Source organism: Candidatus Villigracilis affinis, assembly GCF_016705895.1.
Taxonomy (GTDB): Bacteria; Chloroflexota; Anaerolineae; order Anaerolineales; family Villigracilaceae; genus Villigracilis; species Villigracilis affinis.
Genome location: NZ_JADJKT010000011.1, coordinates 54,987 through 70,110 on the forward strand (window position 1 = coordinate 54,987; position 15,124 = coordinate 70,110).

The window sequence follows — 15,124 nt, forward strand, 5'->3', positions numbered from 1 at the left end:
CTGTAGACAACCATTTTTTTCAGGGCACCAACCCGCTGTATTGATTCATCAGCCGAGGCATGCCCTCGGTTTTCTTTTTAACAACTACAGGAACGAACATTATGCTTAGTATCCATAACCTCTCTAAAAATTTTGGCATTCAGCCGGTTTTACAAAACATCAATTTCAATATCAGCGCAGGCGAACGCATCGGCCTTATCGGCCCGAACGGCTCAGGCAAGACCACCCTCATGCGCATCCTCGCAAAGTTCGAGCATCCCGATTCCGGGGATGTCTCTTCGACGCGCCCAAATCTACGAATTGGATATCTCGCCCAGGGAATGGACCTCGACCCCAGGCAGACGCTTCACGCCGCGCTCGGGCTTGACCCAGAAACCCAAACAGATCCCGCCGCTGAAATAGAGTCGCTCGCCCTGGCATTATCGCAAACCCCAAATGATGCCGCACTCCAAAGTCAATATGACGAAGTCCTGAAAAAACTTTCCACATTTCAGATTCAACCCGAAACCATTCTCGCCCCGCTCGGCCTTGACCACCTCCCCGCCGATACACCCATCGCCCACCTCAGCGGCGGACAAAAGACCCGCCTCATGCTTGCGCGCGTGTTGCTCGAAGATCCGCATTTATTGCTGCTCGATGAACCCACCAATCACCTCGACATCGAAATGCTCGAATGGCTTGAAGAATGGTTGAATCAATTTCAAGGCGCAGTGTTGATCGTCTCACATGACCGTGTCTTTCTCGACAACACGGTCACATCCATCCTTGAGTTGAATCCGATCACGCACGGCATCCGCGCCTATGCGGGCAACTACTCAGATTATTTGCATCAGAAATTGATGGAGCAGGACAAGCAGTTGCAGGAGTATCAAGACCAGCAGGATGAACTTGCCCAACTGCGCCGCGCCGCAGGCCACGTCCGCAGTTTGACCATTATGAAAAAAGGCGGCAAAGCTGATAGCGGAGATAAATTCGCAAAAGGCTTCTTTGGCAACCGCGCCACCAAAAATGTGGCAGGCCGCGCAAAACACATCGAAGCCCGCATCGAACATATCCTCACCGACGAAAAAATCGAAAAGCCGCGCGGCAACTGGGCCTTGAAATTGGATTTCGGCGAGCCCGATCACCAATCAAAATTTGTATTGGAAACCGAATCGTTATCTATTGGCTACACGCCAGAAAATCCACTACTTGAAAACATCAACCTGTTCATCCGTGCAGGTCAGCGCATTGTGTTGACGGGACCGAACGGCGCAGGAAAAACTTCCTTCATCCGCACCATCGTCGGCAGGATTCCCCCGCTGGCGGGTTCCTTCCGTTTGGGCGGCGCGACAAAGCTCGGCTACATGGCACAGGAGCAGGAATTGCTCAACCCGAAATTCAGCGCGTTGCAAACCATTCAATCCGTATCCGCTTTCAATGAAACGGATGCGCGCAACTTCCTGCATTACTTCCTTTTCAAAGGCGATGCCGCCCTGCGCGCCTCGGAGGAACTTTCCTATGGCGAACGCGCACGCTTGCAACTTGCCACTCTCGTGGCACAAGGGTGTACATTCCTCATCCTCGATGAACCCATCAACCATCTCGATATTCCCTCGCGCGAACGCTTCGAGGAAGCCCTCGAAAATTTCAAGGGAACCATCCTCGCCGTCGTCCATGACCGCAGTTTCATCGAACGCTTTGCCTCCGATGTTTGGGTGGCGAAGGATGGGAAGATATTGAAATAATAATTATCTTACTGAGACCCTAAAGGTTTTCTTCGCCAACAAAAGTGAAACTCAAGCAAGAGTCTCTTGCAAATCTTGAATCCAGTTTTTCGGAAAAACCTTTAGGGTCTGATCAAATAAAGGAAAATCATGTCAACACAAAATTTCACGCCATATGATGGCGTCAATCAAATCCTGTCTGCTCTGCTTGAAAAAGCAAAAACCATTCTGACTGATCAATTCGTCGGCATGTATTTATACGGCTCGCTCTCCAGCGGTGACTTCCACCCCGATGCCAGCGACATTGACTTTCTCTTCGTCACCCGCGTGGCGCTTCCCGCAGCAACGATTTCAAAACTGGAAACCATGCACAACGAACTCTGGAAAAGCGAAATGGATTGGGCATCCAAACTTGAAGGTTCGTACATTCCGCAAATCCCCCTGCGGCGTTACGAAGCAAACGGAGAAGCCTACCCAACCATCAACGAAGCCAGATTCTACGTTGCCCCGCATGGCAGCGACTGGATCATCCAGCGGCACATCATCCGCGAATACGGGAAAGCGCTGGAAGGGCCAGATCCAAAAACCTTGATCGATCCTGTTCTGCCAGATGAAATTCGAAAAGCTGTGACAGGCATTCTCAATGAATGGTGGTTTCCGATGCTGGAAGATCCGTCCTGGCTGCGTGATCACGACAGTCACTATCATTCCTACGCCATCCTCACCATGTGCCGCGCACTGCACGCACTCGAATATGGGACGATCGTATCAAAACCCATCGCGGCAAAATGGGCACAGGAAAAACTCGGCGGTAAGTGGATTCAGGTGATTCAGGATGCGCTCGATCAAAGAATCGATGCGGGGCATTTTGAGTTATTTGATGATGCAATGGAATTGATCAAAATCACAAAAGAATTGGCTTCATAAAAATCGCGAGGAGAAAATGATCACGTATCGAAGTTATGAAGAGAAAGATTGGCAGGCCATTTGTCAGATCCATGACCGTGCGCGGCCGCATGAATTGATCGGTTCGTGTGACCCGCGCGGGTTTGTTCCCATCGAGCAGGATGAGGAAGTGGAAGACTTGAAGCGTGCCAACAAGTTTGTCGCATGTGATGATGAAACTATCGTGGGTTTTGTCGGCGTGGATGAAGATTATCTCGCGTGGCTGTATGTTGATCCGAGCCACTACAGAAAAGGTATTGGCCGTGAATTATTGAAAATCGGAATCCGCGAGATCGGCGAAGGCGCATGGACAATCGCGCTCGATGGCAATAAAAAAGCAATTGCATTGTACGAGAGCGAAGGCTTTGTAGAGATCGAGCGTTTTGCCGGTGACAATGCAGGCTATCCATGTACGTGTCTGAAAATGAAGCGAGTAAAATAAACCACCATTTTCGTAGGGGCGCAGCGGCGCTGCGCCCCTACACAAGGAGCATAAATGAAATTTGAAACTCTCGCCATTCACGCAGGGCAGGAACCCGACCCAAACAACGGCGCGGTGATGACGCCCGTGTATCTCACATCCACTTACAAGCAGGATGGCATCGGCAAGCCGCGTCAGGGATATGAATATTCGCGCACGCTGAATCCCACGCGCAAGGCATTGCAGGATTGTCTCGCGGAATTGGAAAGCGGACAATGGGGTCTGGCTTTTGCCTCTGGCATGGCGGCAACCGATACAGTTTTACGAATGTTGGGAAGCGGTGACCATGTGGTCGCGGGCAACGACGTGTACGGCGGCACCTTCCGTTTATTTGACAAAGTGCTGCGCCGCTTCGGTCTGGACTTTACATTTGCTGACACAACCGATCCAGAGAATCTCGCCGAAGCATTGACTCCATCCACGAAGATCGTTTGGCTGGAGACTCCTACAAATCCTCTGTTGGCTGTCACCGATATTCGCGCCGTTGCAGAGATGATCAAGAATCATCCCAATAAGCCTTTACTGGTCGTAGACAATACTTTCGCAACCCCTTACCTGCAGCGTCCGCTTGAAATGGGCGCGGATCTGGTCGTCCACTCGATGACGAAATATCTCGGCGGGCATTCGGATGTGGTCGGCGGCGCGATCATTGGCAAGGACAAGGAACTCGGCGAGAAGTTAGCGTATCTGCAGAATGCCATCGGTGGGATTCAAGGTCCGATGGATTCATTCCTCGTGCTGCGTGGAATCAAGACTTTGCCGATCCGCATGGATCGTCACGCACAGAACGCGGAGAAGATCGTGGCGTTTCTGGAGAAGCAGAAAAATGTCAAACGGCTGATCTACCCATTTCACGAGAGCCATCCACAGGTCCAGGTGGCGAAGCGCCAAATGCTCAATGGCGGAGGAATGATCTCGTTCGTGATGAAAGATGGGCGGGATGCGGCTGTCAAAGTCGCGGAATCCACAAAGATATTTACGTTGGCAGAATCACTTGGCGGAGTGGAATCCCTGATCGAAGTGCCAGCAGCGATGACACATTTATCGACACAGGGCTCGAAGTTGGAAGTGGACCCCGGGCTGGTGAGATTATCAGTTGGGATCGAAAACGTTGAGGATTTACTGGCCGACCTTGAACAGGCACTAAGATAAAAAATCCGCCGCCATCTCTGGCGGCGGATTTTTTTCACAATATTATCCGCCTGTGGCGCGGATGGCAACGAGGGTTACGTCATCATCCTGTTTGGAGCCATTCTGATATTTCACCAGTGTGCTGAGCAGGTGGTCGCAAACCTGTTGCGCCGAGGAATTGGACAGGGATTCAAGAACCGATTTGATGCGGTCAATGCCGAAGGCTTCCCCATTTGGGTCGCGGCAATCGGTCATACCGTCTGTAAATAGAAGCAGGGTCGAGCCGGGCGGAAGAGTGATCGCATGCTCGTCGAGCAAGATCGAATCCCACAAGCCAAGCGCCATGCCCGGGCGATAAGGCAAACGCTCCACTTTGCCATCGGGCTGAAGAACGAGCGGCGGTTCGTGACCAGCACGCGCGTAACTGAATTCATTTGTTTTCACATTGAGAATGCCATACAACACGGTGACGAATTGCGTTGACTTTTGCAATCGTGTGATGTGACGATTCACCAATTGCATCACCTCGCCTGCAGAAAGACCGGTGTCGGCCTCCGCCATGACGAGCGCATGCGCGCGCGCCATGAATAGCGCAGACGGCACACCTTTGTCGGCTACATCACCGATCAATACGCCGATGAGGCCATCGCCAACATAAAAGACATCGTAAAAGTCGCCGCCTACCTGACGGGCAGGCAGGATGCAGGCACCAAAATCAAAATTGGACGGTTTGGGAAGTTCATCCGGCAGAATGCTGAGTTGAATTTCTGCGGCAACTTGAAGTTCACGTTCAAGGCGTTCTTTTTCGATGATCTGGGCCTGAGCGGCTTTCAATTCATCATATGCAGTCTGAAGTTTCTTATTTTTTTCAGTGAGTTCGTGAAAGGTTTGGGTATTGGTCGCATCCAGACGCTGACTTAATACGCGCACCATGGAACCTGAAAGCTCGGGGTGTTTTTTAGTCAGACCAAGAAATGTCTCGCGGCTCATCGAAAGCAAAGTGGATTCTCCGCGCGCGCGCACCGTGGCAGTGCGATGTCCACCGGGCATGATCAAGCCCATCTCTCCGAAATGCTCCCCTTCGCTCATCACGTTGAGCAAAAGCTCCTCTGCCTGCCCCGCAGCCATGAGCACTTCCAGCGTACCCTTCATGACAATATAAAAATGTTCGCCGGGATCGCCTTCCTTGAAAAGGATCTCCCTGTCGGCCATTTCCTTTTTTTCCATGGCAGCAAGGATCTGGTCCAATTCCTTGCGGGGAAGTCCAGCGAACAGGGGGATTTTCGAGAGCAGGGTATTTGACATGTTATTTTTGGGTGAGATCCATGACTTCTTTTCCAGCCAGCTTGTCTTGAATACGTTGGACGACAAGGTCAAGATGGTCGGGATGGTGGGCAAAATCAAGGTCACCTGTTTGAATGGTCAACACGGGGCAAAGGTCAAATGCACCGAGCCATTCACTATAAAAAGAATCCAACAGGGACAGATAATCCGGGGTAATGCCAGTTTCCATATTACGGGCGCGCTTACGGATGCGATCCATCAACACAGGAACAGGCGCTTTGAGGTAGATCAACAGGTCAGGGCGCGGCAATCCATTGACCACGACCTCAAACAGGCGGCGATACGCCAGATAATCACGCTCGCCCAAATTGCCCATATGATGAAGCGCACGCGCAAAAATATGAGCATCTTCGTAAATACTGCGATCTAAAATGGCGGAACGCGAATCGCGTGAGGCTTCAAGATACTGGTCGGCACGATGACCGAGAAAAAATACCTGCAAATGGAAAGACCAGGCATGCATATCCCCGTAAAAATCAGAAAGGTATGGGTTATCTGTTACGGATTCATATCCCGTCCACCAGCCGAGGCGGGCGCCAATACGTTCTGTGAGGGTTGTTTTTCCCGCACCAATATTGCCAGCCACCAATACCAAATGCTTTGCCATAGATTTTTTATTTTATCATGAGAAAGGTTTACAAGTATAATTTGAGGAAGCGCGGCAAAAAAAATCATACAAAGCAGTGCACAAGGAGAACTACACTACATGAAAATTCGCGACGCATCGGGCTGGACCATCTTTATCTTTGGAGTACTTGCGTTCCTGCTTGGACTGATGGGCCTGATCCGCCCCGAGATCCTTCTCTCCATCCTCGGCTTTGAAGTCATTGACCGCGCCATGCGCGCGAGCAGCGATTACACGATTGTCTTTATGACGGCGTCCTCCATGGCTTCATTGAATATCGGCATCTATTATGTGCTGGCCGCCCTAAACGATGTGAAGATCTTCTATCGCTGGACCGTGCCTTTCCGCACGTTGACTTTCATCGTGTTCACAACCACCGTCATCGTTGGAATTGCCCCGATGCGTTTCCTCGGGGTGGGACTTTGGGAATTCCTCGGCGCCCTTGCCACGGGCATCGCGCTTTACAAAGAAAGCCGCACCAACAAGTAAAAAGGGAGCTTGTCATGAAATCCAAATGGATCGAATATAACGGCAAAAAGATACTGTATCAGGATTTCTCCAATCTGTTCTTCAATACAAAAGCCATTCAAGAGGAGTTGGCACAGGTTCAGGAGATCGTGATGGGCGAGCCTGAAAATTCCGTTCTCATTATTTCAGATTTCACGAATACGGAAATCACGAATGAACTAATGCCGATCTTGAACGAGGCATCCAGGAGAACAAAGCCGCATGTCCGCAAGACCGCCACGCTGGGAATCACAGGCGTCAAGCGCACATTGGGAGACCTGCTTTCACGCATCACAGGCCAGTCAATTTTATATTTTGCAAATGACAAAGAGGCAAAAGACTGGCTCACCAAGGATTGAACAAACATGACTCACCCCGAAAATAATCTTTCGCGGGTGAGGTTGTTTTTACGAGCCAAACAGGACGCAGATGAACGCTGATTTGCGCTGATCAAAGCAAAAATCAGCGTTTTCTGCGTTTATCTGCGTCCCCTATTAAATTCGGGGTAATCATGTTTGTCATATGTGCGGATTATTCAATCTGAAATTCAATCGCGATTGTTGTATACTTTCAGCACCATTAGAAGGAGCACCTTTCGGAAGGCATAACCATGAGAACACGTTTAATCCTTTTTTCAACACTGATCCTGGGCGCATTGCTTTTTTCATGCGAATCAAACTCATCGACACCGACAAAACCAGTGGACACGAATGCGCTGCGCACGCAGGCAGTCGCCACCTACGCTTCCTCCCTGACCGAAACCCTGGTCGCTGTTCCAACTGCATCGCCAGCGCCGACGGAAAAATTCACCGCCACCCCCGTTGTCCTGACCGCCACACTCGAAACACCCGCCACCGCCGATCCCTGTTACGACCTGCTCTGGATCGAAGATGTGACCATCCCTGACGGCACGAACTTGAAACCCAATGAATCCTTCACCAAGACCTGGCTCGTCCAAAACAGCGGCGGATGCGCATGGCCGCCCGGATTCACATTCCAACACGTGGGCGGCGACCCGATGCGCGGAGAAACGTTCATCCTCGAAGAAGCGATCCCCGTCGGCGCAAAACGCGAGATCTCCATTCAACTGGCTGTCCCCACCGATCAAAATGGGCTCATCCAAAGTTCGTGGCGCATGGCCGATGCCAACGGCGTTTTCTTCGGCGATACACTCACGGTCAACATCACGGTTGGGAATATCCTCACCCCCACATCTACAACCACTCCGTAAGAAGAAGAACCCCGCGACTCTGCGGTAAAACTTTCTGCTACATCCGCTTGAATTGCGCGTACAACAGCCTCCAAAATAATTTTTGCCAAACCCTGATCGCCCGTCGGCGCTCATCCTTTGAAACAGGATGAGCGCTGTATGTTTCCTGTAGATAGAGATCGGTTAGGAATCGAATTTCATCGGGCGCGGGGGCCAGCCATTCGTAACCGCTCCTGAGCCTGGCCCGCAGTTTTGCAGAAAAGATCGTCGGGGTTTCGTTGATGGGCGCATCTTTATATATCTTTTTGCCGTGATAATAAATGTATCCATAGATCGACGCGACCGTTTCATGAGACCGCAGCAATCCCTGCACGCGCAGAAACCACAGACTCGCAAACAAAATGACGATGGCCAAAGCAGCCAGCGGGATGAAGATATTCGGCTCGGGGAAACGCCCCAGTTTTACAAAATCATTCGATTCCCGCAAAGGCGCAGACGGGATAATTGGAACGAAGGAATCGTCCACGCCTGAGAAATCATCGGGCAGGGTGAGTTCCAATTGACCCGCCGTTGGCTCAAACTCCACCCAGCCGACTTCTGTAAAATAAATTTCGACCCAACTATGGGCGTCCGCCTCGCGGATGATGTACTGCGCGCTTCTGGCATCATAGATTCCATTGGCATACCCAATGACCAGCCGCGCAGGCAAACCGACAGAACGTGCCATCACGACCATGGATGTGGCGTAATAATCGCAATAGCCTTTCTTCAATTCAAAGAGGAAGTAATCTGCCACATCTTGATTCGGCGCGGGCGGAGTCACATCGAGCGAGTATGGATAGGTGCGCAGATATCTTTCGATGGCTTTGGCTTTGTCGTATGGATTGGCGGCATTTGCCGTCAGCGATTCGGCGAGATCGCGTACACGCTGGGGAACTGTATCGGGGAGAGTCAAATATGTTTCGCTGATCCCAGTTGGATAGTCCAGAGAGGAAGCGCGTAATTGATTCGCATTGACGTTGAGCTCAAACGAATCCGCCTGATAGCTTTTCGTCTCTGTGATGACACCGAGCATGTCGGCCTCGTTGGGCGGCTGGGTGCGCCAGTTGACATTGAAGGGCTGATCTGCCGTGGCAAGCAGACCCGTCCAATACAGGCGGCTGTCTTCGCTGAAGGATTTTTCCACCTGTTGATGAATGACGCTGTAGCTATCGTCCGTTTTTTGAAGGATCGATTCGTTCGCTGAATATGGCACGCCCTCCACAGGTGAGGTGGACCAGCCCTGGCCGTTGTAAATATCGTAAGTCAGCCAGCGCCAGTAGTGACGCGGAATGGCTTCATTGGTGATCGAGTTTTCGGTCGGCGCGAGTTCGCCCGTTTGCACGGTGAACATGACCGTTTTAGCCAGCGTGGGACTCAACCCGATAAGATGCTGGCGCGGCAAACCCGTTGCGCCAGAAATAACATATGCCTGTGCGGAAGCTTTATCGAGGCCGAGGGCCTTGCCAACATCATCCTTGCGAGAAAGTTTCTGCGCCACCTCTCGAATGGAAATGGAAGGCATGAAACCCGCGCCCAAAGTCAGCGCAATGGATAGGATCAAAATGGCGGAATACGTTTCGCGTGCCGTTTTCGAATTGCCTTCTGTATCGCGGCTTGTGAAATTCCATTTTTGATTGACTCCGATGAGCATGATCAAAGTGAAGATGGCAAGTTGAAGCGAGAACAGGTCCTTGCTTGTGTATTCCAATATATAAGTTTGCAAAACAAGCGCTGGTGCAAGTGCAAGAAAGGTCTGGTTATGGCGGCTGGTTTTCCAGCCTGCCCAGGCCGCGCACAACAAAATCGGCAAGTCCCAGATGAACTCGCGCACCATGGGATGTTTGAGGGAGGCGCTGAAGATCAGCGTGAAGAATGTATTTGCGCGATGCGTCAACTCTGTGAACTGCATCAGAAAAATAGATGTGTCGGGGAAGACAGCCTCGGGAGAATCTCTTTCGAGGAACCAGAGCAGCAGGTCACGCTCGAACGGCGGTATCGCACGGATGATGAGTTTAAACGGCTCGATCAATCGCGCGCTTTCGATGATCGCAAATAAAAAACCGCTCACGAGTACGATGATCCACACACGGCGGGGTGAGGATGCGCCAAAACCAAGCAGGTAAGCAAGCGTCACTGCGAATGCTGCCACGGGAAAGAAAGCCGCATCCTGCACATCGAGAATGCCGTCCTTCAGCCCCATGCCAAGAGCGCCCATTGCAAGAAGCAAAATGAGCCAGGTCAGGAAGGAGCGCAGTGAAAAAAGTTTTTTCATGGATAGATCTATTTTCGTCCTTCGACTACGCTGCGGAAATCACGCAGCTCCGCTCAGGACGAAGAGTTGTTTCAACTTCGAATCGGCATGATCTCGCCTGTGGGCGTGGAGCGCCACTTCCAGCCGCCTTGCTGATGGGAAAGTGTTTTGGGCGCTTCGAGCATGCCGCGCGGAATGATGTGATATTTGATGCCGCGGCCTTCGAGGTTGGCTGCGACGAGTGCAGGAGATTCCTTTCCGCCGAATGTGGATGCATCAAGCAGGAGTACCGTAGGGACGATGCCGCGTTTGACCAGCGGAAGGAGTGTCTTCAGCCAATCCGTTTTTGTGGAGGCAGTGACAATGATGAGGCTGTGATGTCTGCCAAGTGAAGATTGAATACGTTCGAGGGTTTTATCGAGGCCGAGTTCTCCAGGCTGGGAAAGCGCAAGCGATTGCAAAATTTCCCAGCGCTGCCCCTCCCCTTTTTGCGGGTGGATCCATGCGGCGTCTTTGCTGTTGGTGATGAGGCCCACCGCTTTGCGATTGCGTAGTCCTTTGCTTGCGAGCGATGCGGTGAGCACAACGCTTTGTTCTTCGATGGAATCCCAACCTTCGCCGAAGAGATTATTTTTATCGAGGTCGAGCAGAATCCACCAGTCACCTTCGGGGGCGCTTTCCATCAGTCGCACAAAAACTTTATTCGTGCGCGCAGTGGTCGGCCAGTGGATCATGCGCACGCTGTCACCATGGACATATTCACGCACCGTGGATGCGTGGATGGTTTGCTCGGGCGCATTGCGTCGCGGCTGACCATCGCCAAAGGAACCCGATGGCACGATCGAGATCTCGGGGAGAGTCACCACTTGGGGCAGGACCAGGATCGAGGTCCGCTCGGAGGCGTGGATGGTGACATCGAATATCCCGAAGGGGTCGCCTGTCAAAATGTTTGCATCGCCGAGATAAAAAAGTCCGCGTTGTTTGCAGGCGGCGGTGACATTCCATTGATCGAAGAAACCCGCGCTGATGCTGGTGGAACGCGAGGCGTTGAATCCTGGAAGCGTGGAATGATCTTCGAATTGAATCCATGCGGCGGGTAATACAGATGTATTGGATAAGGTGATGCGTTCTTCTATTTGACCTCCGACCTGAATCCACCCCAAGCGGGTTTCCCGCCGCAATTGCAGACTCTCACCAAGTGAACGCGCCCAAAGATATGCACTGATGAGGATGCCGCTGAATGCGGTAAAAAGAAACATCCATGTGCGCGATGGTTGAACGAGCTGCAAAATCAATAACAGCACGACCATGACTGCAAAGACAGGTTGACGTAAACGAATGCGCGTCATTGAACGATTATAACTTTACAAACAGCATCAATCACCCTACGCAGGGAGGGTGTATGTAAATCATGTATGTCCTGTCATTCTGAGGAGCCGCTTTGTGGCGACGAATAATCCCTCCCTTTGTTTGAAATCATTTTGCTTTGGGCGGGGACGAGATCTTTCGCTACGCTCAAGGTGACGTGCCAACTTGCATACAGATTTGATCTGCAAACGTTAAAAAATTTTACTGTGCAATATTTTAAGGATTCTGTCACCATATTGTCCTCTTGCATCGGATGGGGGTTGGTGCTAAAATGCCGAACACTTTAGCCATATATACGGGGATGCAGTGCCCAGACGCCCATATTTGGCTCTAACATTTGTTCTAATTATGGAGAGATTTTAATGCGTTGTCCGTATTGCAAACACCACGATTCCAAGGTGCTCGATACCTCCCACGACAGTCACGGGGGAATCCGCCGCCGCCGTGAGTGCTTGAAATGCCGCCAGCGCTTTAGCAGCTACGAACGTCCGATCCTGGCCACACCGTTGATCGTCAAACAGGATGGCGGACGTGAAGAATTCGACCGCGAGAAACTGGCGCGGGGAATTCGCATTTCCTGCGCCAAGCGCCCCGTTTCAGCGGCGGACATTGAGCGCATGATCGGGCATGTGGAGACACAACTCCAAAAAATGGGCAAGGCTGAAGTTTCCTCCCGCGTGGTGGGCGACCTCGTGATGACCACCCTCAAGGAAGTGGACCAGATCGCCTACATCCGCTACGCCATTGTGTACCTCGGTCTGGATGACCTTCAGTCCATTCGCACAGAGATCGACCAGTTACTCGAAGATTAATTCAACGGCAAGGGCTCCCCTTCAAGGGGGAAATGTCTTTGCCGTTTTTATATCCAATCACGGAACGCAAATACAACAATCAGCGTAAGTGCAGACTGAAGTCTGCACTACGAAAACAATATATTTATTAGGAGAGTAAAGTATGGTTGCAAAATCCACCGAACCCAAAGTTAAGAATGGTCTTCTGCCCACGCCCGCCATGGCAAAGGGACTCCCGAAGGCTTCCCTGACAGACAATGCCCGCCAGGTATTGATGAAGCGTTATGTGCGCCGTGGTGATGACGGCAAACCCGCGGAGAACGTCGAAGAGATGTTCTGGCGTGTGGCCCACCATGTGGCGAAGGTCGAAGAACAATGGGGCGCCGACGTAGCCCAGCGCACCGTTGAGTATTACCACCTGCTTTCAAGCAAGAAGTTTTTCCCGAACTCTCCCACTTTTACTGGTGCGGGAACTCCGCTTGGGCAGTTGGCCGCGTGTTTCGTGCTCCCCATTACCGACGACATGGGACGCGATGGCGCGGGCATCTTCCAGACTTTACGCGATGCGGCTTTGATCCAACAGACGGGCGGCGGAAATGGATTCTCGTTCTCACGCCTGCGCCCGAAGGGTGCGCTCGTGCAGACCTCGGCAGGGCAGGCCACAGGCCCTGTGGGCTTCCTGCGCGTGTATGACCATGCCTTTGGCGAGATCGCCCAGGGCGGCACCCGCCGCGGCGCGAACATGGCCGTGCTGCGTGTGGACCACCCGGATGTGGAAGATTTCATCACCTGCAAGATCAACGAAAACTCGATCACCAACTTCAATATTTCCGTGGGCATCACCGATGCCTTCATGCAAGCTGTGAAAGAGGATAAGGAATGGGCGCTGCGTTTCCCCGACCTCGGCGAAATGAAGCACAGAGGTTTCAGCGGCACACTCGAACAAGCCGAAGCCGCTGGCATCACCATTCACACCTATAAGAAAGTGAACGCGCGCGAACTGTATAACAAGATCGTCAAGCAGGCGCACCACAACGGCGAGCCTGGTGTGCTGTTCCTCGATGCGGCCAATCGCGGGAATCCCGTTCCGCATTTGTATCCGCTTGAGGCGACAAATCCGTGCGGCGAACAATGGCTTGGACCGTATGAGAACTGCTGTTTGGGTTCTGTGAATTTGAATGAGCACTGCGGACCCGATGGCTCGGTGGATTGGGAAACCCTGCGTCAGTCGGTGGTGACTTCGACGCGTTTCCTTGATGATGTGGTGGAAGCGAATGCATATGTGCCCGCTGTGGCGCAGTTGAAGGAAGCCGCGCATCGCGCACGCCGCATCGGCTTGGGCATCATGGGTCTTGCAGATCTGATGTATCACGCGGGCGTGCGCTATGGCTCGAAGGAAGGTCAGGAATTCGGCGCGCAGGTGATGGAGTTCGTGCGTTTCCATGCGATGAAGACCAGCGTGGAACTCGCCGAAGAGCGCGGACCCTTCCCCGCCATCGAAGGTTCCATTTACGATATGGATGACATGAAGTGGCACGCGCCCAAATCGCTGGTCAACTATCAGAATAACTGGGGCAGGCCCGAGGTTACGTGGGATGCGATCGTCGATGGCATCAAGAAGCATGGCATCCGCAATGCCGCGCAGACCACAGTCGCCCCCACAGGAACCATCGCCACGGTGGCTGGCTGTGAAGGCTATGGCTGTGAACCCGTTTTCGCGCTGGCTTACATCCGCCACGTCAACGATAACGGCAAGGATCTGAAACTGACCTACGCCAGTCCGCGCTTCGATGAGGCGTTGAAGAAACTCGGCCTCGGTGAAGAGAAACGTCAGGAAATTGTGGAACAGGTGATGAACGAAGGCACCTGCCAGAACATCACTGAAATTCCACAGGCCGTGCGCGATACCTTTGTGGTCTCTGCGGATATCACCGCCGAAGAACATGTGCGCATGCAGGGCGCGTTGCAGGCCTTCGTGGATAACTCGCTTTCGAAGACCGTCAACTTCCACGAGAACGCCACCGAAGAAGATGTGGCGAAGGCGTACATGATGGCCTGGGAACTCGGCTGCAAGGGAATTACCGTGTATGTGACTGGTTCACGCGATAAGGTGGTTCTGGAAACCAAAGCCACTGCGGATAAGAAAGCGCCCGCATCTGTCGAACCGAAAACTGCTCCTGTACAACAGGCTGCTTCTACCATGCAGCCCGCAGCGACGATGTGGCATGGGACCAAGAAGCCGCGTCCCAAGGCGTTGACTGGCAAGACTTACAACATCGAAACGCCCGTGGGCAAGGCTTTCATCACCATCAACGAAAATGGCGGAACCCAGCCCTTCGAGGCATTCGTCAACACGGCCAAGGCTGGCTCTGAAATCGCCGCGGTCTCTGAGGCCATCGGCAGATTGATCTCTTACATTTTGCGCATGGCCTCCCCCGTCGCGCCCGTGGACAGAATGCGCGAGGTCATTGTCCAGCTCATCGGCATCGGCGGCGGACGTTCGCTCGGCTTCGGCATCAACCGCGTGCGCTCGTTACCCGATGGCATCGGTCAGGTGCTCGACCAGTACCTGCGTGAAAAGGACGGCGCTCCTGCTGAAGAAATAAAATCGAACGGGAACGGTCACCACGAAGAACCGCAAACCCACACCATGAAGATCGGCGACATTTGTCCCGAGTGCGGTGAGGCGGCGGTGGTGAATGAGGAAGGCTGCCGCAAGTGCT

At 52.5% G+C, this 15,124-nt stretch carries 13 protein-coding genes; 9 read left to right on the forward strand and 4 right to left on the reverse strand.

The features are described from left to right. Nucleotides 1-101 precede the first annotated feature (101 nt). The 4 genes from abc-f to IPI86_RS07585 all read left to right on the forward strand — a co-directional run bounded on the left by abc-f (nt 102) and on the right by IPI86_RS07585 (nt 4,284). Nucleotides 102-1,727: a ribosomal protection-like ABC-F family protein gene (gene abc-f, locus IPI86_RS07570; RefSeq protein WP_345297390.1), complete on the forward strand. Its 1,626-nt coding sequence runs from the start codon at nt 102-104 to the stop codon at nt 1,725-1,727. Between the two features lie 129 nt (nt 1,728-1,856). After that, a complete protein-coding gene (locus tag IPI86_RS07575; protein ID WP_345297391.1) occupies nt 1,857-2,633 on the forward strand; it encodes an aminoglycoside adenylyltransferase domain-containing protein in 777 nt (258 codons plus the stop codon). 16 nt (nt 2,634-2,649) lie between these two features. Then, a complete protein-coding gene (locus IPI86_RS07580; RefSeq protein ID WP_345297392.1) occupies nt 2,650-3,093 on the forward strand; it encodes a GNAT family N-acetyltransferase in 444 nt (147 codons plus the stop codon). A 54-nt stretch (nt 3,094-3,147) separates the two neighbouring features. Next, on the forward strand, nt 3,148-4,284 hold the full coding sequence (locus IPI86_RS07585) for a cystathionine gamma-synthase (RefSeq protein ID WP_345297393.1): 1,137 nt from the start codon (nt 3,148-3,150) through the stop codon (nt 4,282-4,284). Between the two features lie 42 nt (nt 4,285-4,326). On the opposite strand, the gene IPI86_RS07590 is transcribed toward IPI86_RS07585, so the two are convergent. Then, nucleotides 4,327-5,661 (reverse strand): SpoIIE family protein phosphatase, encoded by a 1,335-nt coding sequence (locus IPI86_RS07590; RefSeq protein ID WP_345297394.1) that lies wholly within the window; start codon nt 5,659-5,661, stop codon nt 4,327-4,329. Continuing rightward, nucleotides 5,570-6,214, reverse strand: a complete 645-nt coding sequence (locus IPI86_RS07595; protein WP_345297395.1) for a deoxynucleoside kinase — start codon at nt 6,212-6,214, stop codon at nt 5,570-5,572. Before IPI86_RS07595 ends, IPI86_RS07590 begins: the two co-directional genes overlap by 92 nt. Before the next feature lie 99 nt (nt 6,215-6,313). Between IPI86_RS07595 and IPI86_RS07600 the strand changes: the two genes are divergently transcribed. The 3 genes from IPI86_RS07600 (at nt 6,314) to IPI86_RS07610 (ending at nt 7,970) form a co-directional block, all read left to right on the forward strand. Then, entirely contained in the window at nt 6,314-6,721 is a 408-nt protein-coding gene (locus tag IPI86_RS07600) for a hypothetical protein (RefSeq protein ID WP_345297396.1), read from the forward strand. Nucleotides 6,722-6,735: 14 nt separating this feature from the next. Next, the gene (locus tag IPI86_RS07605; protein ID WP_345297397.1) at nt 6,736-7,098 is read left to right on the forward strand and encodes a hypothetical protein; all 363 of its coding nucleotides are present in this window, start codon (nt 6,736-6,738) and stop codon (nt 7,096-7,098) included. A 251-nt stretch (nt 7,099-7,349) separates the two neighbouring features. Beyond that, a complete protein-coding gene (locus tag IPI86_RS07610; protein WP_345297398.1) occupies nt 7,350-7,970 on the forward strand; it encodes an NBR1-Ig-like domain-containing protein in 621 nt (206 codons plus the stop codon). Nucleotides 7,971-8,007: 37 nt separating this feature from the next. Here IPI86_RS07610 and IPI86_RS07615 read toward each other — a convergent pair whose 3' ends face one another. After that, entirely contained in the window at nt 8,008-10,263 is a 2,256-nt protein-coding gene (locus IPI86_RS07615) for a transglutaminase domain-containing protein (RefSeq protein WP_345297399.1), read from the reverse strand. Between the two features lie 71 nt (nt 10,264-10,334). Then, nucleotides 10,335-11,591: a DUF58 domain-containing protein gene (locus IPI86_RS07620; RefSeq protein WP_345297400.1), complete on the reverse strand. Its 1,257-nt coding sequence runs from the start codon at nt 11,589-11,591 to the stop codon at nt 10,335-10,337. Nucleotides 11,592-11,972: 381 nt separating this feature from the next. Here IPI86_RS07620 and nrdR point away from each other — a divergent pair, with 381 nt between their 5' ends. Together nrdR and IPI86_RS07630 are read left to right on the forward strand one after the other, a co-directional pair. Further along, entirely contained in the window at nt 11,973-12,422 is a 450-nt protein-coding gene (gene nrdR / locus IPI86_RS07625) for a transcriptional regulator NrdR (protein ID WP_345297401.1), read from the forward strand. Nucleotides 12,423-12,564: 142 nt separating this feature from the next. Continuing rightward, nucleotides 12,565-15,124 (forward strand): adenosylcobalamin-dependent ribonucleoside-diphosphate reductase (locus IPI86_RS07630; RefSeq protein ID WP_345297402.1); only part of this gene is annotated, 2,560 nt, incomplete at its 3' end.

What these genes read in the sequence shown, in the direction of transcription:
- abc-f (WP_345297390.1), top strand. Translation starts at nt 102, where the DNA reads ATGCTTAGTATCCATAACCTCTCTAAAAATTTTGGCATTCAGCCGGTT.
- IPI86_RS07575 (WP_345297391.1), top strand. Translation starts at nt 1,857, where the DNA reads ATGTCAACACAAAATTTCACGCCATATGATGGCGTCAATCAAATCCTG.
- IPI86_RS07580 (WP_345297392.1), top strand. Translation starts at nt 2,650, where the DNA reads ATGATCACGTATCGAAGTTATGAAGAGAAAGATTGGCAGGCCATTTGT.
- IPI86_RS07585 (WP_345297393.1), top strand. Translation starts at nt 3,148, where the DNA reads ATGAAATTTGAAACTCTCGCCATTCACGCAGGGCAGGAACCCGACCCA.
- IPI86_RS07595 (WP_345297395.1), bottom strand. Translation starts at nt 6,214, where the DNA reads ATGGCAAAGCATTTGGTATTGGTGGCTGGCAATATTGGTGCGGGAAAA.
- IPI86_RS07600 (WP_345297396.1), top strand. Translation starts at nt 6,314, where the DNA reads ATGAAAATTCGCGACGCATCGGGCTGGACCATCTTTATCTTTGGAGTA.
- IPI86_RS07605 (WP_345297397.1), top strand. Translation starts at nt 6,736, where the DNA reads ATGAAATCCAAATGGATCGAATATAACGGCAAAAAGATACTGTATCAG.
- IPI86_RS07610 (WP_345297398.1), top strand. Translation starts at nt 7,350, where the DNA reads ATGAGAACACGTTTAATCCTTTTTTCAACACTGATCCTGGGCGCATTG.
- IPI86_RS07615 (WP_345297399.1), bottom strand. Translation starts at nt 10,263, where the DNA reads ATGAAAAAACTTTTTTCACTGCGCTCCTTCCTGACCTGGCTCATTTTG.
- IPI86_RS07620 (WP_345297400.1), bottom strand. Translation starts at nt 11,591, where the DNA reads ATGACGCGCATTCGTTTACGTCAACCTGTCTTTGCAGTCATGGTCGTG.
- nrdR (WP_345297401.1), top strand. Translation starts at nt 11,973, where the DNA reads ATGCGTTGTCCGTATTGCAAACACCACGATTCCAAGGTGCTCGATACC.